The organism is Aestuariibaculum sp. YM273, assembly GCF_030908365.1.
In the GTDB taxonomy this organism is placed as follows: Bacteria; Bacteroidota; Bacteroidia; order Flavobacteriales; family Flavobacteriaceae; genus Aestuariibaculum; species Aestuariibaculum marinum.
The window spans coordinates 1,371,056-1,393,027 of record NZ_CP133090.1; the positions used below are offsets into that span (position 1 = coordinate 1,371,056).

Sequence of the window (21,972 nt, forward strand, 5' to 3'; positions counted from 1 at the left end):
TCTACTCGATAATCGAGATTAAAATACTATAATTTACCAATTGTTTTCCCAGTCTTTCCAAACAGGTTCCAAACCATTGTTCTGAAGCATTTTAGCAATAGTTTCGGTAGGGCGTTCATCTGAAATTTCAAATTGTTCTAAGGATTGTGGTTCTACAACATACCCACCCGGATTGGTTTTCGATTCGGCACTTAATGAAGTTACCCCAAGGTGCACAATGTTGTTTCTAAAGGTTTCACTTTCTCTTGTACTCATCGATAGTTCAACATCCTCATCTAACAATCTAAACGCACAAATGGTTTGGACTAAATCCCGATCGGTCATTTCTACTTTGGGTTCTAAGCCACCGCTATGTGGTCTTAATCGCGGAAAAGAAATGGAATATTTTGTTTTCCAATAGGTCTTTTGAAGGTATTTTAAATGCAACGCGGTAAAGAAACTGTCGGCACGCCAGTCTTCTAATCCGAACAAAGCGCCTAACCCTATTTTATGAATTCCTGCACGACCTAAGCGGTCTGGTGTTTCTAATCGGAAGTCAAAATTAGATTTTTTCCCTTTCGGGTGATGTTTTTTATATTCGGCTCTGTGATACGTTTCCTGATAGACTAAAACGGCATATAAATTAGCTTCAATTAGTTCTTCATATTCATCTTGGTGTAATGGCTGAACTTCAATAGTGATGTTTGAAAATTGATCTTTAATCAATTCCATCGCATGTTTTATATACGGCACGCCAACCGTTTTATTGGCTTCACCAGTAACCAGTAAAATATGATCGTAACCTTTTTCTTTTAGGAAAGTAACTTCCTTTAAAATTTCTACGTCGGTTAACGTGCGACGCGGAATTTTATTGGTCATACTAAAACCACAATAGGTACAAATGTTTTGGCATTCGTTAGATAAATACATAGGCACATACATTTGAATGGTATTACCAAAACGCTTTTTAGTAATTAATCGACTTTGTTGTGCCATTTGCTCCAAATACGGTTTAGCGGCAGGTGAAATAAGCGCTTTAAAATCTTCTAAATCACGCTTGGTTTTAGCCAGTGCAAATTCAACATTCTGTGATGTTTTAGTATTAATACTGGCTAAAGTATCATCCCAATTATACGTATCGAATAGAGTTTGAAATGAAGTATTCATAATGAGTTTTTAGTTTAAAAAACTGGTTAAAGGGCTGCTGGCTTCAGCATGGTGTTTCACTGAGGCTAGTTTTGCATTGTAGGCCATACGACCAGCTTCAACAGCCATTTTAAAAGCTTTAGCCATAATAACAGGATTTAGAGAAACGGCAATAGCTGTATTTACCAAAACAGCATCGGCACCAATTTCCATAGCATAAGCCGCATGCGACGGACTGCCAATTCCGGCATCAACAATAACAGGTACATTACTTTGTTCAATAATAATTTCTAAGAAATCAAGCGTCTTTAAGCCTTTATTGGTTCCTATTGGAGCGCCTAATGGCATCACACATTGTGCACCGACGTCTTCTAATCGTTTGCATAAAACGGGATCGGCATGAATGTATGGCATCACCACAAATCCTAATTTCACTAATTCTTCTGCCGCCTTTAAGGTTTCAATAGGATCAGGTAATAAGTATTTAGGGTCAGGGTGAATTTCTAGTTTAATCCAGTTGGTCTCTAAAGCTTCACGAGCCAATTGGGCCGCGAAAACAGCTTCTTTAGCATCGCGAACCCCTGAGGTATTTGGCAATAAATTAATGTTTGGACGCATAATACTTTTTAGCATTTTGTCTTGTTCATTATTCACATCTACACGTTTTAAAGCAACGGTAATCAGTTCACTTTCGCTTTCTATTAAAGCATCAGACATGAGTTGGTTGGAACTGAATTTTCCTGTTCCTGTGAATAATCTGGATTGAAAAGCTTTGTCGGCTATATGTAGTAAATCGTTCATAATTAAAAAGTGTGTCGTTGTTCTAAAGTTGCTGATGCATTTAGTAACTTGTTGAAGGTTGAAATGTTATTGAAATTTCCTGTAATAGCACCAGACATGGCAATACCGTAAATTCCAGTTTGTAAAAGTTGAGGAATATCCTGTTCAATAATACCACCAATGGCAATTATTGGAGTTGTAGATTTTAATTGCTCAAGTATCGATTGATAGCCTTCAAGACCTAAAACCGGACTTAAATTGTCTTTGGTTTTAGTGAATCTAAAAGGACCTAAACCAATATAATCGACTTTTTTGTTTAGTAAATTTTGACAATCTTCAAGGGTATTTGCAGTACCTCCAATCATAAACCACTTACCTAAATGCTCGCGAGCTTCTAAAGGACAAGCATCGGTTTTTCCCAAGTGAACCCCATCGGCATTCACTGATTTTGCGATTTTATAATGATCGTTTATAATAAGTCGCGTTTGAAAATGACTTGTAATTTCCCGAGCTTTTTCTGCTGTTTTTAACAGGGTATTTTCATCTGTGTTTTTAAGTCGTAGTTGTACCAATTCGGCACCGTAAGTACAGGCTTTTTGAATATTTTCTAGGTGTTCTTCTGATGTGTTTCCTTGTGATATATAATGTAATTTAGCGATGTTCATAATATTATGTTTTCGTTTGATAGGTGTGATTTCCGAGTAAACTTGTGTTAGAATTTAAGAATCGTTCGGTGTAATATTTAGCCAGTTTTGAAGCGTCTTCTAAATAAAAATCTAAAGCCAAATTTGATGTTAAAGCTGACGATAATACACAACCGCTGCCATGTTTTTCAGATATAGTTTCTGTATTTGGTGGAATGTTTACCATAACAATGCGGTTGTAATAAAGTTCATCCCAGCCTTTTTTGTCTTTGCGATGTCCTCCTTTTAAATAAATATTAGTGAGTTTTGAAATGTGTTCTATAGTTTCCTGAATGTTTAATTCGGGGTATAAACATTTAATTTCATCGTAATTTGGAGTGATGATATTGCAATATGTCCAGATAGCATCCAAAGTAGATTGATGGTCTTTAGAATGAAAATCGAAACCTGCACTAGCTTTTAAAATAGGGTCTAAAACAATTTTTATGTCAGGGTTTAGCTGTTTTAATTGTTTTAAAATTTGGAGTAATACCTCCCAGGATTCTACAATACCAATCTTTACTACCGATATAGAAAAACGTTGAAAAAGCGTTTCAATTTGAGCAGAAATGATTTTAGGGTTTGTCCAGATACATTGTTTAAAATCCACATCATTCTGAACAGTGATAGCCGTACAAACTGATAAGCCATAAAGTCCATGAGCCTCAAAAGTTTTAATATCCTGAGTAAGTCCTGCTCCACTACTCGGATCAAATCCGGCTATTGATAATATGTATGTATTGGTATCCAAATAATTAATTTTTGTAATGCTTTTGCATGATTTTAAAATCTTCAACGGGAGATTGACTTTGCCAAATGCCTCCTAAAACACCAACGCCGTTGTAGCCCAGTTTATCAAATTCTGAAAGATTTTTGTTTGTTACACCGCCCATGCCAATAATCGTTTTATTAATGTGATTTACCTTGAAGCCTTGCCCTTCATAACCCTGTTTTGAAATGGAAGAAAATACCGGACTCAACAAGTGATAATCAAAATTAAATTTGCAATCGGCGAGTTCTTCAGGTGAGTGAAATGAACTGCTTATTGAAATCTTATTTTCTTTTCTTAACTTTTGAAAAGCTTCCGTTGAAGTTTCTCGTCTTTTAGCTTCCTGAAAATGAATGCCTTTTAAGTTATAATGTTCTAAAAGCTCATGAAATTCATGAACCACTACTCTATTGTGATATTTTGTCTCTATTTGATTCAGGTAATCATAATAAAATTGAAAATCTTGATGCGGTTTACGTAAATGAAAGTATTGTAAACCTTCACGAAATAATTCATGAAGGATTATGATTTCATTATCAAGTGTATGTTCAGGGGCAATTAGAACAATCATATTTTACATTTTAAAGGTAAACTTCAGAACCTTTTTCTTTAAACTCTTGTGATTTCTCTTCCATACCTTTTTTAATGACCTCGTTTTCTACAATGTCATTTTCTTTGGCAAAATCACGCACTTCCTGTGAAATCTTCATTGAGCAGAATTTTGGTCCGCACATCGAACAGAAATGTGCAATTTTAGCACCTTCAGCAGGTAAGGTTTCATCGTGGTATTCGCGCGCACGCTCAGGGTCTAAACCAAGATTGAACTGATCTTCCCAACGGAATTCGAAGCGCGCCATACTTAAAGCATTGTCACGATGTTGAGCACCCGGATGCCCTTTGGCTAAATCGGCAGCATGAGCAGCTAATTTATAAGTGACTACACCTACTCTAACATCTTCTTTATTTGGTAAGCCTAAATGCTCTTTAGGTGTTACATAACACAACATGGCGCAGCCATACCAACCAATCATTGCGGCTCCTATGCCAGAAGTAATATGGTCGTAACCCGGTGCAATATCTGTGGTTAAAGGACCTAAGGTATAGAAAGGAGCTTCATCACAAACCTCGATTTGTTTTTCCATATTCTCCTTTATCATATGCATCGGTACGTGACCTGGACCTTCAATAAAACATTGTACCTCGTGTTTTCTCGCTATTTGAGTTAATTCGCCTAGAGTTTCCAGTTCAGCAAACTGCGCTTCATCATTAGCATCGGCAACAGAACCCGGACGTAAACCGTCACCTAAAGAAAACGCAACGTCGTATTGTTTTAAAATTTCACAAATCTCTTCGAAATGTGTATATAAGAAACTTTCTTTATGATGTGCCAAACACCATTTAGCTATGATAGAACCACCACGAGAAACTATACCGGTAACCCGTTTAGCCGTCATTGGCACATAGCGTAATAACACACCAGCGTGAATGGTAAAATAGTCAACCCCCTGCTCTGCTTGTTCTATTAAGGTATCTCGGAAAATTTCCCAGGTTAAATCTTCGGCAACCCCATTTACTTTTTCTAAAGCTTGATAGATAGGTACGGTTCCAACAGGAACTGGTGAGTTACGAATAATCCATTCGCGGGTTTCATGAATGTTTTGTCCAGTAGATAAATCCATGATGTTATCGGCGCCCCAACGACAAGCCCAAACCGCTTTTTCAACCTCTTCTTCAATAGACGAAGTCGTGGCTGAGTTACCAATATTTGCATTAATTTTCACTAAGAAGTTTCGCCCTAAAATCATAGGTTCGGCTTCCGGGTGATTAATGTTCGATGGAATCACCGCACGACCGCGAGCAACTTCTTCTCGAACAAATTCTGGCGTAATTTTATTAGGAATAGCAGCTCCAAAATCTTGACCAGGATGTTGTTTTCTAATCTCAGTCATTTCATCGATACGCTGATTTTCACGAATCGCAATGTATTCCATTTCCGGCGTAATAATCCCCTGTTTAGCGTAATGTAATTGCGTTACATTCTTTCCTTTTTTGGCACGTAATGGTTTTTTTAAATGTGAAAAACGCATGTGATCCAAGCTTGAATCGTTTAAACGCTGGTTACAATATTCAGATGAAAATTCATTTAATTGTTCAACATCTCCGCGATCTAAAATCCATTGTTCACGAATGCGTTCAATACCATTGTGCACATTGATTTCTTTATCTGGATCGGTATATGGCCCCGAAGTATCGTAGACCGTTACGGGTTCGTTTGGCGTTAATTTTCCATTGAAGGTATCTTTGGTATCACTCAAAGAAATTTCACGCATCGCCACTTTTATTTGTTGATGGATTTTTCCGGGAACGTATATCTTTTTAGAGTTAGGAAACGGGTTTCTTGTAATTTGCTCTTGTTTAGGAGCGGTATCTTTATTTTTCATGGGTTGTGGTTTTTCAAAATTTAATTACCCCCCTTGGGTTGCCTGAATAATGAGAATATTATCGCCATCCTGTAGCAATTGATTTGCCCAGTTGGTTTTGGAAATAATTTGTTGATTGATGGCTACAGCAATGCCAATTTGTGGATAGTTTTCCTGAAGCAGTAATTGTGAAATATTGACATTAGCATCAATATTTAATTTACGTTCGTTAAGTTGAATGGTTATCATTTACAATACATTTTATATTGTAAACCGTAGAGGAAAATAAAGACTTTGAAAAAAGACACTTCGCGATTTGAAGTGTGTTTATGAAAAGGTGTGTTAGTCTGTATTGCAACAGGCTATTCAACTTTTCCCTTCGACGGTACTAACCGTATCAGGTTCAAAGGGTATGTCTCAGTTCTAAATATTAGAACACCCCTAAAGTTTACACGACGAAGGTATTAAAAAATAAAGCGTTGGCACAATGATTTTAAAATTATTTGATTTTATAGGAAACAAAAAAAGGCCTCTTTTAATAAAAAAGAAGCCTTTTGTACTTAAAATAAAATGAGGAATGAATTTACATTTTATTGTTTTCTTTATTAATGTCTGCCATCAATTCTTTAGGGTCGATTTGTACAGATTTTACAGCTTTATTTGCTTTTAACGTGTAAACCGGATATGCCCAGGCCCAATCTGGGGCAATCGTTACAGTAGTTGGCTTTTCACCACGCATCATTTGTAACGGAATGTAGAAATCTTCAGTAGTTCCATCAGTGTAGGTTACCGTTAAATCTAAAGGCATTGGCATTAAGCCAATACGCTCAAGGGTAATATTTTCACCATTTATAACTTTAACACCGTAATCTATGGTGTTTGTTGTTTGTGTAAAATCGATTAAATACCAATCTAACTCTAAACCAGATACTTTTTCGGCAGAGCGGATAATATCAATAGGTCTTGGGTGTTTAAATGAAAAATCATTAAAGTATTTCTTGATCGTTGTTTTCAGGTTTTCTTCGCCTATTACATACCCTAATTGAGATAAGAACACTTCACCTTTACTATATGCTGAAATGCTATACGCTTGATTAAACTGGTAGCGATCGGCTTGCGTAGAAAGTGGTTGTTCTTTACCAGATTTAGCTAAATAAATATAGTTTTTGTATGCTGAGGCTGCTGGGTTTTCTTTACCTTCATTCATGATATCATTCATAGCGAAATCACTAATATAGCTGGTAAACCCTTCGTCCATCCATTCGTGTTTTGTTTCGTTAGTGGCTAATAAGAACTGAAACCAGGTATGTGCCATTTCGTGAGCAGTAACGCCTACCAGACTACCAAAACTTCTGTCACCTGTAATTAATGTACACATAGCATACTCCATACCACCATCACCGCCTTGAATAACAGAGTATTGTTTATATGGATACGTTCCTATGTGCTCACTATAATACTGAATTAATTCTGCTGCTTTTGGCTGGAATTTTTTCCAATAATTAAGTTTTTCCTTATCTAAAGTCTTTTTGTATAAAAAGTGTAATGTAGGTCCATTTGACGATTTTAAAGTATCATGAATATATTCAGGGTCGGCAGCCCAGGTAAAGTCATGTACATTAGGCGCCACAAAATGCCAGGTTAGTTTTTCTCCATCAGGGCGATTTACAGTTGATGTTTCGTAACCATGACCTACTTCATTAGGGTTTTGAAGGTACCCTGTCCCTCCTACTACATAAGTTTTATCAATGTGAATTGTTACATCGAAATTACCCCAAACACCGTGGAATTCTCGACCAATATATGGGTCGGTGTGCCAGCCTTCAAAATCGTATTCAGCTAATTTTGGGTACCACTGTGTCATAGAAAGCGCAACTCCCTCTTTATTATTTCTTCCCGAACGACGGATTTGCACCGGTACCTGTGCATCGAAAAGCATATCGAAGGTTACACGCTCTCCCGGTTGAATAGGTTTTGCAAGTTCGACTTCTAAAATAGTACCAACAGTATCGTAAGTTAGCGCAGTACCATTTTGTTTTAATGAGTTAACTTTTATATATCCGATTTCATCAGGACTAAGTTTGCTTATACGATCGCCTACGCGAGCGTCTGGGTCGGTAATTGTACGCGAACGTACGTCCATTTCACTGCCCGGTTGGAAGGCATTAAAGTATAAATGGTAAAATACTTTGTTTAAAACATCTGGTGAATTGTTGGTGTAAACCAACGTTTGTTTTCCTTGATATTGATAGTCGTTCACATCCATATCAATATCCATAGTGTAATCTACATGTTGTTGCCAGTATGTTGATGTTGCCGGTGTATTAGGAATGACCGGAACTGTTGGCGTAATTGTAGTATATTCTTTAGAACCACCACAAGAAGCCAATAATGACAAGCTTAAAATAGAGATAAAAAATTGTTTCATCTAAGGGATTATTAGTTTTGTTAAACGTATTGCTCTTGGAGTAAAATACCAAAAGGCTATAATTAAAAAAAGAGGCATATGCCTCTTTTTTTAATAGAATATCATCTTTTATTTGGCTGAAGATTCTTTAGCAGCCATAATTAAAGCATTGTAAGCATTAACTATTCTACCAGAAGTAGTTAACTCGCTAAATGGTCTAACATCGTTAGTGTCACCAGCAACAACAACTTTAAGGTTTAAGGCTAAACCAGAATCTAAAATAATTTGTTTTACCTGACCAGCATTTAAATCTGGGAAATAAGAACGAATTAAAGCAGCAACACCAGCTACAGCAGGAGCAGCCATAGATGTACCTCCTTTAGTATCGTACTCGTTTTCTGGAGTTGTAGAGTAAATTTTAGCTCCAGGAGCAAATACATCTACATTCTTTTTACCGTAGTTAGAAAAACCAGCTAATAAACCTGATCCGTATTTAGGCTCTAAAGCACCCACTCTAATATAGTTGTTTGCAATTTCAACATAGTCTACGTTATCGTCAGGGAAGTTAGGCTTCACATCTACATCTTTACTTTCGTTACCAGCAGCGTGAACAAAAATAACATCATTATCGGCAGCATATTTAATAGCCTCACGCACCCAGTCGCTGTGTGGAGAGTAGCTTTTACCGAAACTTCCGTTAATTATTTTTGCGCCATTATCTACAGCGTAACGAATAGCTAAAGCGATGTCTTTATCGTACTCGTCACCGTTAGGTACCGCTCTAACAGACATTATTTGCACGTTGTTTGCAACACCGTCTGCCCCTAAACCATTACCACGCTCTGCAGCAATAATACCAGCTACGTGTGTACCATGGCTTTCAGATTTTTTTACTGGTTTAACGTTTCCGTTACCGTAGTATTTTGTTGACATATCGTCTGGGTTATCACCAGTTACACGACCGTTAAAGTTCAGGTTTAAGTTGTAGTTTAAACGATCTGCAAAGTGCTCTAAACCACTGTTAATTTCTTCTTTAGCATCCTGAATAGATTCTAATCCATTGCTGAACATAAACTTGGCCATTTGCACAGCTTTAGTTAAGTCTTCGTCAGTTGTAGCACCAATAGCATTAATGTCTTCTTTTGTATAATCTGCTTTACCGAAGTGTTTTACAAATGTTTCGTCTGCAGCTTTTAATTGCGCATAAATTTGCTCATAACGCATTTTTCTTTGAGACCATTTTTCAAACTCTTCATCGAACTCTGCTTTCGCAGCAGCATATTGAGGGTTGCTTGTATCTCCGCTGGCAACAATACGGGTAAGCTCTAATTGCTCATCGTAACCGTCGCCTAAGAAATTCCATCCGTGAACGTCATCAACGTAACCGTTTTTGTCGTCGTCGATACCGTTTCCAGGAATTTCATCTTCGTTTGTCCAAAGTACATCATTTAAATCTTCATGATCGATATCAATACCAGAATCGATAACTGCTACAATTACGCTCGCTCCTTTTTTGTTTTTAAGCAACTCTTCGTATGCTTTTTCAACACTCATTCCAGGAATGGTATCTTTTACTAAATCTAAATGTCCCCAAGTGTGTTTTTCTTGCTCGGTTAATTCAGAAACTTTTAAAGGTGAGGAATCTATATTTTCAACGGGTGTTGATATAAAACTAGAGCCACCGCAACCAGATAATATAGCGGTTGCAGCCACTGATAATGATAATCTTTGAATTGTTCTCATTTGGTAATTATTGTTTTAGTCTATTTTTTTAATTAAATATATCTTGGGCAGTAAAGACTTCTTTTAAGCGAACACCTTTCTCGGTATGCTGAACTGTTATAATCTGGTTGTGCGCATCATGTTCTAAAAACAAATAGAAGTTCTGGTCTGCTGCAAGATTTAAGAATTTTTCTTTTTCATCTAAGGTTAATACCGGCCTTGTATCGTAGCCCATAACATATGGTAATGGTAAATGTCCTGCCGTAGGTAGTAAATCTGCCATAAAAGCGATGGTTTTACCTTGATATTGAATTAACGGAATCATTTGTTTTTCGGTGTGACCGTCTGCAAAAAAGATATCGAAACCTAGGGTCGATTGTTTTAAAAGATCTCCTTTAGGAAGCGATGTGAACTTTAATTGTCCACTTTCTTCCATTGGCAGTAAGTTTTCTTTTAAAAATGAAGCCTGTTCTCTGCGATTTGGTTTGATAGCCCATTGCCAGTGGTTTTCATTACTCCAGAAATGTGCATTTTTAAAGGCAGGCTCGTAACCGGTACGGTCTTTATTCCATTGAATGGCGCCTCCACTATGGTCGAAATGTAAATGCGTTAAAAATACATCGGTAATATCATCGCGATGAAACCCGTATTGATTTAAGGATTTATCAATACTATCGTCACCCCATAAGTGGTAATATCCGAAAAATTTATCTGATTGTTTATTACCCATGCCAGTATCAATTAAAGTTAATCGATCACCGTCTTCAATAAGTAAACAGCGAGCAGCAATATCAATCATATTGTTAGCATCGGCAGGGTTGGTTTTTTGCCATATCGATTTTGGAACAACGCCAAACATAGCACCACCATCCAGCTTAAAATTACCAGCGTTTATTGGGTATAATTTCATAAGTGCTGCAAATTACTAAAAATCGACTAATTGCTTTAAAACGTTAAGAATATATTATGAATTAAATAACACTGTGTTATCTGTATATATTCTGTTTACTACTGTGTTAGATTAAAATTGTCTGTGGAAAACCTTATTTTGAGGTGCTATTCTATATAAATGACAGACTCGTTAGGTTCTAGTGCATCGTTATATCCAAAAGGACGTTTATCTCCGTTGACTCCAATAATAACAAGAGGAAGAACATTTTTATTTTTTTGTAATTGAGCTTTTACCCATAAGCGGGTAGTGGATTCTTTGGTTATTTTAGAGTTAACTTCTTTATAATTTGAATTCTGCACTTTTTCTATCCATGGTTTTATGTCTGTTCGACTTGCAAATAGGGTAGATGCTGCTCCTAATAAATTAACACCTGCCCCTTCGCTATTGTTATTTGGGCTGACAACAACATACTTTTCGGGTATATAAAATGTATCGTTTGCTAATTGAGAGGCCAGTAAATTGATTTCGGTATTTTCGGTTATGGCAATAAATGTTCTGTAATCTTTCGCAGAGGCTTTGGTTAATGTGGTTTCGTCTAAAACATTACCATGAATACATTGAAATCCCATGCTCTCAGCATGTTCAGTTATGTCTTTGTTAGCATCAATAAAAACAATTTTATGCGTTTCTTTTAGGTGTTTACCAAGAAGTAACCCTAATGGATTTGCACCCAAAATAATATATCCTTTTTTAGAAAATTGTTTAACGAGTTCACCACGTTTTTTTAACCAATTGGTAGACCATGTTAATAATAGAGGCACCGAAAGTGTCGTTATAATGGCCATGAATACCAAGATTGAGAATATTTCTTGGGTTATCACCCCTTTTTGTAAACCAATACCCGCGATAACAATTTCTACAGCACCTCGACCGTTCATTCCGGTACCTACGGCTAATCCTTCTCGCCAGCCATGTCCGCTTGGTAAATAAAATAAAATAGTTCCTAATATTTTACCTATAAAGGCCGCGCCTAGTATTAGTAGTAATAGATTTAAATCGGTTTGAAATACATTGAGAGATACATGAAACCCGGCAGTAACAAAAAATATGGGCGCCATAAAACCGACTGATACATCATGAAAAACGTTTGAAATGTTTTTACTTATTTTTTTATTGAAGAGATCGTCTTTAACAAATAACCCCGCCATAAAAGCCCCTAAAATACCATGTAGTCCCACCAATTCTGCTAATTCTGATAGTCCAAAAACAATAATTAAAAGTAAGGAAAAATAAAATGTACGATTTTCAATATGTTTGGATTCAAACCATTTGATAAGTTTCGGCAAAAGGTAAAGTCCGAATACCGTTGCAAATAAAAAGAATCCAATTATTTTGCCACTAATCCATATGATTTCATTCATATTTACAGAACCAGCATCTATAAAACTTGATAATCCGGCAAAAATAATCAGTGCTAAAGTATCAGAAAATAGAGCACCAGCCATTAAAACATAAGCAATTCGGGTATCTAAGAGGTTTAAATCTACCAAAATTCTACTTTTAGTAGCTAAGGAAGTAACGCCAACTGCAATACCAACAAAAAGCCCGGCTATACTTGTGCCTCCAGATAAAGTTACTACATAATATCCTAAAGCAAATGGCACAACAAAGCCACCAATAGCGGCAAGAAGTCCTGCCCAAGAGGCTTTTCCTAAATCTTTAAAATTAATTTCCATACCTATGTAGGCCATAAGTAGAATAACTCCAGCTTCAGATAGGATTGTTAGGGTGCTTGAGGTGTCTACAAGTCCGAGTAATGGCGGACCTATAATGATTCCAATTAATAGTTCGCCTAAAATAGCGGGATACCCAATACGTTTAATTAGGGCGCCGGCTCCCCAAGCAGAAAGCAGGACAAAGAAGAGGTTTAAAATATCAAATCCTTCCATAAAAGCCTATTTAGTTTAAACGGTATACTATAAATATCCGAAATTTTTATAAATATCCCCAGAAACATAGCTGTTTAGTAGTCATTTTTTAATATTTTGCTATTATCTTAAGTAAAAGAATTTGTACATGATAGAACTTTCAGGGATTGTTATTTTAGGAATATTATCACAATGGGTTGCTTGGCGGATGAAACTCCCCGCAATTTTACCATTAATCCTTATAGGACTTTTTGTAGGACCTATTTCAACGTTATTTTCTGCAGATGGAAGCAAGTGGATTGAGCCTGTTTGGAATGGCGAAAAAGGATTATTTCCAGGTGATAGCCTGTATAGTTTTGTATCCTTAGCCATTGGTATTATTCTTTTTGAAGGAGGATTAACCTTAAAGCGAAATGAAATATCGAAGGTAGGTCCAGTTATAATGAAGCTAATCAGTATAGGTGGACTCATTACTTTTATAGGGGCTGGTTTAGCAGCACATTTTATATTTGACTTAAGTTGGAAAGTGTCCTTTTTGTTTTCGGCTCTAATTATAGTTACTGGGCCAACCGTTATAGCTCCTATTTTGAGAAATATTCCTTTAAAAAAGGAAATTTCAACGGTGCTTAAATGGGAAGGAATTTTAATCGACCCGATTGGTGCTTTAGCAGCCGTGTTAATGTTTGAGTTTATTAGTATTGAAGAAACCAATGGGTATACTCTTCAGGCTATTATAGAATTTGGTAAAATTGTCGTGGTAGGTTTGTCTTTTGGTACTACGGCAGCGTTGGTGCTATATTTTTCAATTAAGAAAAAGCTCATACCACATTATCTGCTTAACGTAACGGCCTTGTCTGTAGTGTTATTAGTTTTTGTAGAATCGGACATTTTTGCGCACGAATCCGGACTTTTGGCGGTTGTGGTGATGGGAATGGTATTAGGAAATAGTAAGTTGCCAAACTTAAAAGAGCTTTTATATTTTAAAGAATCGTTGAGTGTTTTATTGATATCAATATTATTCATTTTACTGTCGGCGAATATAAATCTTGAAGATTTACTAATTGTTTACAATTGGAAAACCGTTTTACTCATGGCTATTATCATTTTTGTTTTAAGGCCATTGGGTGTTTTCTTAAGTTGTTCAAACTCCGGACTTAAGTTCAATGAAAAAGTATTTATAAGCTGGGTAGGACCAAGAGGTATTGTAGCAGCGGGAATCGCCTCGTTATTTGGTACAAAACTCGCTTTTAGAGGCGAGCCTTATGCCGAATATATCACACCTTTAGTATTTACAACCGTTTTGGTGACAGTTCTTTTAAATGCGGCATCTGCACGCTATGTAGCCAAATGGATAGGGGTGTATCTTAAAGCAAGTAATGGTATTTTAATAATTGGGGCTTCTGAAGCATCAAGAATTATTGCAAGATATTTAAAACAAAACGCCCGTCATGTGGTCTTGATTGATAATAACCTGGATAATATAAACAAAGCAAAAAATTTAGATTTAGATGCCATGCAGGCCAATATTTATTCTGAAGACTTAACTAATGATGTCGAGTTAAGTGATATTGGCTATTTATTGGCGTTTACGGGAAGTGATGAGATTAATAAATACAGTATTAATAAGTTTAGAGATCATTTAGGAGAACGTGGATCGTATAGGTTGATTTCGTCGCAAGAAATAAAAAACCAGGAAGATATGTCACTAGATACGATATTCTCTACCAAAGATGATTTTATTAATTTCAGTGAAGTAGCCAGAGATTATCCTATTATCCATGAAGTAGATATCAATACAAAAGAGGAATACCTCAAGAAGATTGATAAACTTAACAGAGAGCAAAAGGCCATTCCTTTATTTGTTAAAGATGGCGACGGAGAACTTCATATTATATGTACCCTTACCAAAGAGTTTAAAATTGAAAAAGAATTTAAACTTGTGTACTTAGGAAAACCTTTCGATAGTATAGATGTTTAATTTGAATTAATAAATAAAAAAAGCGCTTGTTAGATACGAGCGCTTTTTTGTTCAACTTGTTTTTGTGTGGAGTTTATAAAATATGTAAGTCGGTAAAGTCTTTATTAATGATAAAAGAATTATTCCCGTTGAGCTGAATATCTTTAAATGAATATTCTACTTTATCGATAATCACTTTTTTAATTTTAAACGGTAAACCGTGTAACTGTAGTTTAAACGTATCATAAGGAGTGGTGTATTTACCAGATTTATGTTGTTGTATAACAAGTTCTGTTGTTTTACCGGTTAAGCTAAAGTTTCTTAGGCTATATCTACCTTTAATGTAATCGTAACCATCGTGGGCATCTTCATAAACTTCAGAGGTTTCTTTACCAATTTTAAAATAAACGTCCAGTTTTAACTCTTCAATTTCTTTTTCTCCTACAAACTGCTGTACAGGATATTTAGGTATTAATGCACCCGATTTAATGAATATAGGCATACTATCTAAATCGGCATCAACCCACAACTCCTGACCACCTTCAACAATTTCGTCGGTCCAGTAATTATACCATTCCCCAGTCGGGAAATACATGCGTCGTCCTTTAGCATTAGGTTCTAAAATAGGGCAGGCCAGTATTTTTTCACCACATATAAATTCATCACTTCTGTAATGAGTATGGGTATCTAACTGGTCATATAACACCAGTGATTTTAAAATAGGAATACCTTCTTCGGCATAACGCCAAAAAGCAGTGTATAAATAGGGTAGGAGCTCATATCTTAACTCTATAAATTTACGAACCACATCGGTTATATTTTTACCAAAAGTCCATGGTTCCTGATCGCCATGATCGCCGGAAGAGTGTGTTCTACAAAACGGATGGAAAATACCTAGCTGAATCCAACGAGCGTAAAGTTCGCCGTTAGGTTGTTCTGCAAATCCACCAATATCCGATCCGATAAACGAGAATCCAGACATACACATACGCTGTGCTTGAATATTGGCAATTGATAGGTGTTCCCAGGATGCGACATTATCGCCTGTCCAACTCGAGGTATAACGCTGGGTTCCTGAATATGCTGCACGCGTAATGACAAACGGACGCTTAGGGTAGGCAAACTTTTTCAAGCCTTGATAAGTAGCTCTTGCCATTTGCATACCATAGATGTTATGCGCTTTCCTATGTGAACAGGGGTTACCCTCGTAATCGTGTCTTACATCGTCTGGAAACGATTTTCCAGGCACATCCATTACAGCAGGCTCATTCATGTCGTTCCAAACGCCTTTAACTCCTATTTCTTCAATTAATTCCTGAAAAAGGTTAGACCACCACTCGCGTACTTCCGGATTCGTAAAATCAGGGAAATAACACTCGCCGGGCCATACTTTACCTTTCATATAAGGGCCATCGGCACGTTTACAGAAGTAATCGTTATCTAAGCCTTCCTTGAATACTGAATATTCTTTGTCGATTTTGATTCCAGGATCAATGATAACAATGGTCTTAAAGCCATCATCTGCCAATTCCTTAACCATTCGTTTCGGATCCGGGAAATATTCTTTACTCCAGGTAAAACATCGAAATCCTTCCATATAATCGATGTCTAAATAGATGGCATCACATGGAATTTTTAGTTCTCGGAATTTATTGGTGATTTCTTTTACTTTCGCTTCCGGGTAATAACTCCATTTACACTGGTGGTACCCTAAAGCCCAAAGCGGCGGTAATTGATGTGGTTTTCCGGTTAAATCGGTGTAGTTTGCAACCACTTCCGACATGTCTGGTCCGTAAATGAAATAATAATTCATTTCACCACCCTGCGCCCAGAAGCTGGAAATATTACGTCGCTCCTGACAAAAATCGAAATACGATCTGAAGGTATTATCAAAGAAAATCCCGTAAGCTTTTTTATGATGAAGTGCCGTATAAAACGGAATGGTTTTGTAAATAGGGTCGGTATATTTTCCGTAGGCGTAAGAATCGGTTACCCAATTTTCAAAGCGCTTGCCTTTTAGATTTACATCGGCAGGTTTGTCGCCTAAGCCATAGTAGCTTTCACCTTCTTGTGCAACTTTAGACATTTTTACAATATCTCCACCAAACTCGTAACTTTCTTCCCAGTGGAAACCTAATTCATCTTCACAAATCAATTCATTGGTCTGTGCATCATAAATAGCGGTTCTTAAGTCGGCTTTATTAACCTGACATTTAAGTTTAGAAGTGATAATGATATATTTATCCTCTTCCTCTTCAACCTCTAAATGGTTATAACCTCGACTGGCGTATTTGGTAATAGCATATGAAAAATCGTTTTCAAAGATACCTGTTGTTGTAAATCGAAAACGTAGTACACTATCGCGCTGTACGGTTATTTGTAAAATAACACCATTTTCTGTGGTGAAATTTAGAGTGTCAAGATTTTTTTCGTAGGAAATTATATGGGAAGGAAACAAGTTTCCTTTATACTCTAATTCTGTATTTAAAATCATAAAATTATAACTTTAGTATATGCATCATTAAAAGTACTAAAACAATTAATTTTTAATGCGCTATTATTGGCAAAAATACAAGAGACAAATTGCGTAAAGCGCAACATATCAGTTGTATAATTGCGTAATGTATAACAAAGCCTTCTTGCTAGTTAAATTTGAAAATGGAAATGCCTAAAGGAGGTAAAGTAATTTCTGCCGAATAGTCTTTACCATTATACGGCTTGTTTTTTATAGTGATAGCTCTTGAATTTAAAACGCCACTCCCACCAAAGGTTTCGTCATCACTATTAAAGATCTCCTTAATTTTTCCAGATACCGGTAAACCAATACAATATTTTTTATGAATGGTTGGTGTTAAATTACAAACAACAACGACGTTGTCTTCTGGGTTTTCGCCTTTTCGTATATATGAAATCACAGAATTTTCATGATCACCGTAGTTTATCCATTCGAACCCGTCATAAGAAAATCCTTTTTCAAATAGTGCTGGGGTAGTGGTGTATAATTTATTTAAGGCCTTATAATAATTTTGGAAATTTCTGTGTGGATCAAATTCTAACAGATTCCAGTTTAAACTCGCCTGAAAATCCCATTCATTATACTGACCAAATTCGCCACCCATAAACAGTAGTTTAGTGCCCGGGTGAGTAAACATATAACCAAAAAGCACGCGCAGATTAGCAAAGCGCTGCCATTCGTCGCCAGGCATACGGCCTAAAATAGAATTTTTACCATAAACGACTTCGTCATGCGATAGGGGTAACATGAAGTTTTCTGAGAAGGCATAAGCCAAACTAAAGGTAATATCGTTTTGATGGTATTTACGGTATACAGGATCTTTAGAAAAGTATTCTAAGGTATCATGCATCCAGCCCATCATCCATTTCATACCAAAGCCTAGTCCTCCCATAAAAACAGGTTTAGAGACGCCTGTAAATGCTGTTGATTCTTCAGCGATAGTTTGTACATCGGGGAAGGATGCATAAATTTCTTTATTGAGCTCTTTCATGAAGTCGATGGCTTCCAGATTCTCTCTTCCTCCGTAAATATTTGGTTCCCACTCTCCATCTTCACGAGAATAATCTAAAAATAGCATTGAGGCTACGGCATCGACACGTAAGCCATCGGCATGGTATTGTTCGAGCCAGAAAATGGCATTACTAATCAGGAAAGATTTTACTTCATTACGACCGTAATTAAAGATTAAACTCTTCCAGTCCTGATGATAGCCTTTGCGTTTGTCTGGGTGCTCATATAAATTTGAGCCATCGAAAAATCCCAGGCCGTGGGCGTCTTCAGGAAAATGCGAAGGCACCCAGTCTAAAATAATTCCTATATCGTTTTGATGTAATTTGTCTACTAAATATTTAAATTCTTCCGGATAGCCGTAACGTGAGGTAGGAGCGAAGTATCCTGTAATTTGATAGCCCCAAGACGGATCGTAAGGAAACTCCATAACAGGCATGAGCTCGACGTGTGTAAAATTCATGTCCTTAACGTAGTTTACCAATTCATCTGCCAATTCAAAATAAGATAGCGATCGGTCTTCTTCAATGTTGCGTTTCCAAGAGCCTAAATGGACTTCGTAAACCGAATATGGAGCATTTAAAGCATTGTGCTTTTTACGCTTTTTCATCCAATCGGTGTCTTTCCATTTGTAGGTGTCATCCCAAACTATCGATGCTGTTTTAGGTGGATGCTCACATCGTTTGGCGTATGGATCGGCTTTTTCTGTTTTAATGCCGTTATTATGACTTTCAATTTTGTATTTGTACAGGTTGCCTTTGCCAACAAAAGGAATAAAGCCTTCCCAAATACCACTGCTATCCCAACGCACATTCAGCTCATGTTCGCCTTCGGCCCAGTAGTTAAAGTCGCCAATAACCGAAACACGTTTAGCACTTGGTGCCCATACAGCAAAGTAGGTACCTTCAATGCCATCGACGGTTACAATATGTGAGCCAAATTTTTCGTAAAGCCTATAGTGTTTACCTGCTTTAAATAAATTGATATCGAAGTCTGTGAACAGACTATAAACTTTAGTTTGAGCCATAAATTATATTACAAATCCGTTAGGTATAGTTGCACCACTTTTTACTACTACAATGCCATCTCTTACTGCGTACATGTCATTTTCGGTGTCTTCTAAATGACTGCCACCATTAATTCTTACGTCGTCTCCAATGCGACAGTTTTTATCGAGAATAGCATTCTTAATAAAGCATCGTTCGCCAATACCCATTAATATTTTGATGTGTTTTTCTTCTATTTCCTGAAGGGTTTCGTAAAAGTCGTTACCCATCATATATGTTTTTATTACGGTTGATTCTTTACCAATGCGGGAGCGAATACCAATAACCGATTCTTCAATCTTTGCTGCTGCGATAATACAACCTTCAGAAATAACGGCTTTATCTAAATTGGTTCCTGCCAGTTTGGTGGTTGGAAGCATTCGGGCATGCGTATAAATACGCCTGTTTTCGTCGTATAAATCGAATTTAGGAATGTTAGCGGTTAAACTAATATTGGCTTCAAAGAAGGATTCAATAGTTCCAATATCGGTCCAGTAACCTTCGTATTGGTAGCTCAAGGTTTTATGTTTATCGATAGACTGCGGAATGATTTCTTTTCCAAAATCTATGGTCGATTCGTCATTCATTAATTCAACTAATAAATCCCGATTAAAGATATAAATACCCATTGAAGCAAGATAGTTTCTACCTTCAGCCTTCATTTCATCACTTACTTCCGAGGTCCATTCAGGTAATAAACTAGCATCTGGTTTTTCAATGAACGAGGTGATGATACTATTTTCGTCTGATTTTAAAATTCCAAAACCGGTAGCATCTTTTGCATTAACAGGAATGGTAGCAATAGAGATTTCGGCACCGCATTTTTCGTGGGCCTCAATCATTTTATCGTAATCCATTTGATAAAGCTGATCACCAGATAAAATTAAAATGTATTCACAATCGTGCCTTAATACGTGGTGCATACTTTGTCGCACGGCATCTGCTGTTCCTTGAAACCAACCTTTGTTTTCTGGTGTTTGTTCTGCTGCCAATACATCGACAAAAGCACTACTAAAAAAACTAAAGTGGTACGTGTTTTTAATGTGGCGGTTTAACGAAGCAGAATTGAATTGTGTTAACACAAACATACGCTTAATGTCTGCATTAATACAGTTTGAAATAGGAATATCGACCAACCTGTATTTTCCGGCAATTGGTACTGCTGGTTTTGAGCGTTGTTGCGTTAATGGGTGTAATCGAGATCCCTGTCCACCACCAAGTATGATGGCTAAAACCTTGTTGTTAATCATTGTTGGCTAGATTTTAATGTGTTATATAAATTAATGTATTCTCCAGCAGAAGCGTCCCAAGAATGGTCGATAGCCATAATCTGGCGCCTAATGCCTTTATAGGTTGGTTGGTCTTTATATAGGGTTATAGCTCTATCGATAGCTTCGGTTATTTCTGAAACGGCTGTATTTGGGTGGCAAATACCAAAGCCGCCTTCTTCATTAATATCAGTTACGGTATCTTTTAAACCGCCTATGCTTCTTACAATAGGAATGGTTCCATATCGCAGGGCATACATTTGATTTAAGCCACATGGCTCAACACGCGAGGGCATTAGTAAAAAATCGGCCCCGGCATAAATTATATGTGATAACTTTTCGTCGTAGCCTATAAAGGCATTATAGGTTCCAACAAAATCTGGTTTTAAATCTTGTAATTGACCTTCAACCATTTTATTTCCTGATCCCAGTAGTAAAATGGAAAGGTTATCTTTTTCGAGTGCCAGTTTAAACACTTCGGGAAATAAATCCGATCCTTTTTCATCAACCAGTCTACCGATAAAAGCAAACAAGGGTTTTTTAAAGTCCAGATTAAAAGTGTCGCATAGATATTTCTTGTTAGAGCTAGCGCCTTTATCAACGGTTTCTATGTAATAGTTTTTTACGATATAGGTATCGGTTTCCGGATTCCATACCTTCCAATCTATTCCATTTAAAATACCGGTGCATTTTTCACTTTCGGCACTTAATAAGCTTTCTAAACCATTGGCAGCCTGTTTAAGTTCTTCCATATAACTTGGCGAAACGGTAGTCACACTCCAGGCGCATTTTATACCTGCCGCTAAGGGGTTAATCTGGCTGCCCCAATCTAATAATCCAACATGGTCAAAATTAAAAGGAGGAATTAAACCAACCTTATCATGCGAAAACCAGCCCTGATATTGCGCATTATGAATGGTAATGACATTCGGAATATTTCTGAAGGCTTCGTATTTATAACTTTCCTGAAGCATGAATGGAACCAGTCCCGTATGATGGTCGTGGCAATGGATAATATCCGGATAATCATGCCAGGTTAGTAACCAATCTAAAGCGCCTATTTGAAAGGCTAAAAAACGCTCGGTGTCATCGAAAGAATATACATAATCTTTAAATAACAAATCCGGAACATTTACGAAAAAGACATCAAAATCTAATGGCTTATCTTTTAATACTAAAATTTGAAAATCGTAAACGGAATCTCCTAATTTTAGCTGTGCATCGTAAACTGAAGAAAACGTGTTTTCCTGAGTAAATTTGTTATCATAAAATGGCATGATAACCTGAGATGTGGTGCTTGAGCTGTTTTGGTATTTAGGTAAAGCTCCAACGACATCAGCTAGCCCGCCTACTTTTGCTACGGGATAACATTCTGCACTTATATGTAAAATAGTCATTAAATATTTTTGCTTTGTTATAAACTTACAAAAATATTGTCCACTTTTTTAACAT

Annotated in this window: 16 protein-coding genes and 1 riboswitch; of the genes, 1 reads left to right on the forward strand and 15 read right to left on the reverse strand. The window is 36.8% G+C overall.

Annotated features, from left to right (window positions below; all coding sequences use genetic code 11):
* Nucleotides 1–33 precede the first annotated feature (33 nt).
* The 11 genes from thiH to RBH94_RS05910 all read right to left on the reverse strand — a co-directional run bounded on the left by thiH (nucleotide 34) and on the right by RBH94_RS05910 (nucleotide 12,747).
* The gene (gene thiH / locus RBH94_RS05860) at nucleotides 34–1,146 is read right to left on the reverse strand and encodes a 2-iminoacetate synthase ThiH (protein ID WP_307882790.1); all 1,113 of its coding nucleotides are present in this window, start codon (nucleotides 1,144–1,146) and stop codon (nucleotides 34–36) included.
* Nucleotides 1,147–1,155: 9 nt separating this feature from the next.
* Nucleotides 1,156–1,926, reverse strand: a complete 771-nt coding sequence (locus RBH94_RS05865) for a thiazole synthase (RefSeq protein WP_307882791.1) — start codon at nucleotides 1,924–1,926, stop codon at nucleotides 1,156–1,158.
* Between the two features lie 2 nt (nucleotides 1,927–1,928).
* Nucleotides 1,929–2,570: a thiamine phosphate synthase gene (thiE, locus tag RBH94_RS05870; RefSeq protein WP_307882792.1), complete on the reverse strand. Its 642-nt coding sequence runs from the start codon at nucleotides 2,568–2,570 to the stop codon at nucleotides 1,929–1,931.
* Nucleotides 2,571–2,574: 4 nt separating this feature from the next.
* Nucleotides 2,575–3,339, reverse strand: a complete 765-nt coding sequence (locus RBH94_RS05875) for a hydroxymethylpyrimidine/phosphomethylpyrimidine kinase (protein WP_307882793.1) — start codon at nucleotides 3,337–3,339, stop codon at nucleotides 2,575–2,577.
* A gap of 4 nt (nucleotides 3,340–3,343) precedes the next feature.
* Nucleotides 3,344–3,928: a thiamine phosphate synthase gene (locus RBH94_RS05880; RefSeq protein WP_307882794.1), complete on the reverse strand. Its 585-nt coding sequence runs from the start codon at nucleotides 3,926–3,928 to the stop codon at nucleotides 3,344–3,346.
* Nucleotides 3,929–3,938: 10 nt separating this feature from the next.
* Nucleotides 3,939–5,798: a phosphomethylpyrimidine synthase ThiC gene (gene thiC, locus RBH94_RS05885; RefSeq protein ID WP_307882795.1), complete on the reverse strand. Its 1,860-nt coding sequence runs from the start codon at nucleotides 5,796–5,798 to the stop codon at nucleotides 3,939–3,941.
* Between the two features lie 24 nt (nucleotides 5,799–5,822).
* Nucleotides 5,823–6,026: a sulfur carrier protein ThiS gene (thiS, locus tag RBH94_RS05890; RefSeq protein WP_307882796.1), complete on the reverse strand. Its 204-nt coding sequence runs from the start codon at nucleotides 6,024–6,026 to the stop codon at nucleotides 5,823–5,825.
* Nucleotides 6,027–6,134: 108 nt separating this feature from the next.
* Nucleotides 6,135–6,230, reverse strand: a riboswitch (TPP riboswitch).
* Between the two features lie 130 nt (nucleotides 6,231–6,360).
* Nucleotides 6,361–8,205: a M1 family metallopeptidase gene (locus tag RBH94_RS05895; RefSeq protein WP_307882797.1), complete on the reverse strand. Its 1,845-nt coding sequence runs from the start codon at nucleotides 8,203–8,205 to the stop codon at nucleotides 6,361–6,363.
* 108 nt (nucleotides 8,206–8,313) lie between these two features.
* Nucleotides 8,314–9,927 (reverse strand): S8 family peptidase, encoded by a 1,614-nt coding sequence (locus RBH94_RS05900; protein ID WP_307882798.1) that lies wholly within the window; start codon nucleotides 9,925–9,927, stop codon nucleotides 8,314–8,316.
* 28 nt (nucleotides 9,928–9,955) lie between these two features.
* The gene (locus RBH94_RS05905) at nucleotides 9,956–10,816 is read right to left on the reverse strand and encodes an MBL fold metallo-hydrolase (RefSeq protein ID WP_307882799.1); all 861 of its coding nucleotides are present in this window, start codon (nucleotides 10,814–10,816) and stop codon (nucleotides 9,956–9,958) included.
* A 146-nt stretch (nucleotides 10,817–10,962) separates the two neighbouring features.
* Nucleotides 10,963–12,747 (reverse strand): cation:proton antiporter, encoded by a 1,785-nt coding sequence (locus RBH94_RS05910; protein ID WP_307882800.1) that lies wholly within the window; start codon nucleotides 12,745–12,747, stop codon nucleotides 10,963–10,965.
* Nucleotides 12,748–12,874: 127 nt separating this feature from the next.
* On the opposite strand from RBH94_RS05910, the gene RBH94_RS05915 reads away from it, so the two are divergent.
* Entirely contained in the window at nucleotides 12,875–14,704 is a 1,830-nt protein-coding gene (locus RBH94_RS05915) for a sodium:proton antiporter (protein WP_307882801.1), read from the forward strand.
* A gap of 73 nt (nucleotides 14,705–14,777) precedes the next feature.
* On the opposite strand, the gene RBH94_RS05920 is transcribed toward RBH94_RS05915, so the two are convergent.
* From RBH94_RS05920 to RBH94_RS05935, 4 genes are all read right to left on the reverse strand, one after another.
* Complete coding sequence (locus RBH94_RS05920; RefSeq protein WP_307882802.1) at nucleotides 14,778–17,177, reverse strand: glycoside hydrolase family 31 protein; 2,400 nt, start codon at nucleotides 17,175–17,177, stop codon at nucleotides 14,778–14,780.
* A 148-nt stretch (nucleotides 17,178–17,325) separates the two neighbouring features.
* A complete protein-coding gene (gene glgB, locus RBH94_RS05925; RefSeq protein WP_307882803.1) occupies nucleotides 17,326–19,233 on the reverse strand; it encodes a 1,4-alpha-glucan branching protein GlgB in 1,908 nt (635 codons plus the stop codon).
* Nucleotides 19,234–19,236: 3 nt separating this feature from the next.
* Nucleotides 19,237–20,502 carry a glucose-1-phosphate adenylyltransferase gene (locus RBH94_RS05930; RefSeq protein WP_307882804.1) on the reverse strand — a complete coding sequence of 422 codons (1,266 nt, stop codon included), beginning with the start codon at nucleotides 20,500–20,502 and terminating at the stop codon, nucleotides 19,237–19,239.
* Nucleotides 20,499–21,917, reverse strand: a complete 1,419-nt coding sequence (locus tag RBH94_RS05935) for a glycogen synthase (RefSeq protein WP_307882805.1) — start codon at nucleotides 21,915–21,917, stop codon at nucleotides 20,499–20,501. Before RBH94_RS05935 ends, RBH94_RS05930 begins: the two co-directional genes overlap by 4 nt.
* Between the last annotated feature and the right edge of the window lie 55 nt (nucleotides 21,918–21,972).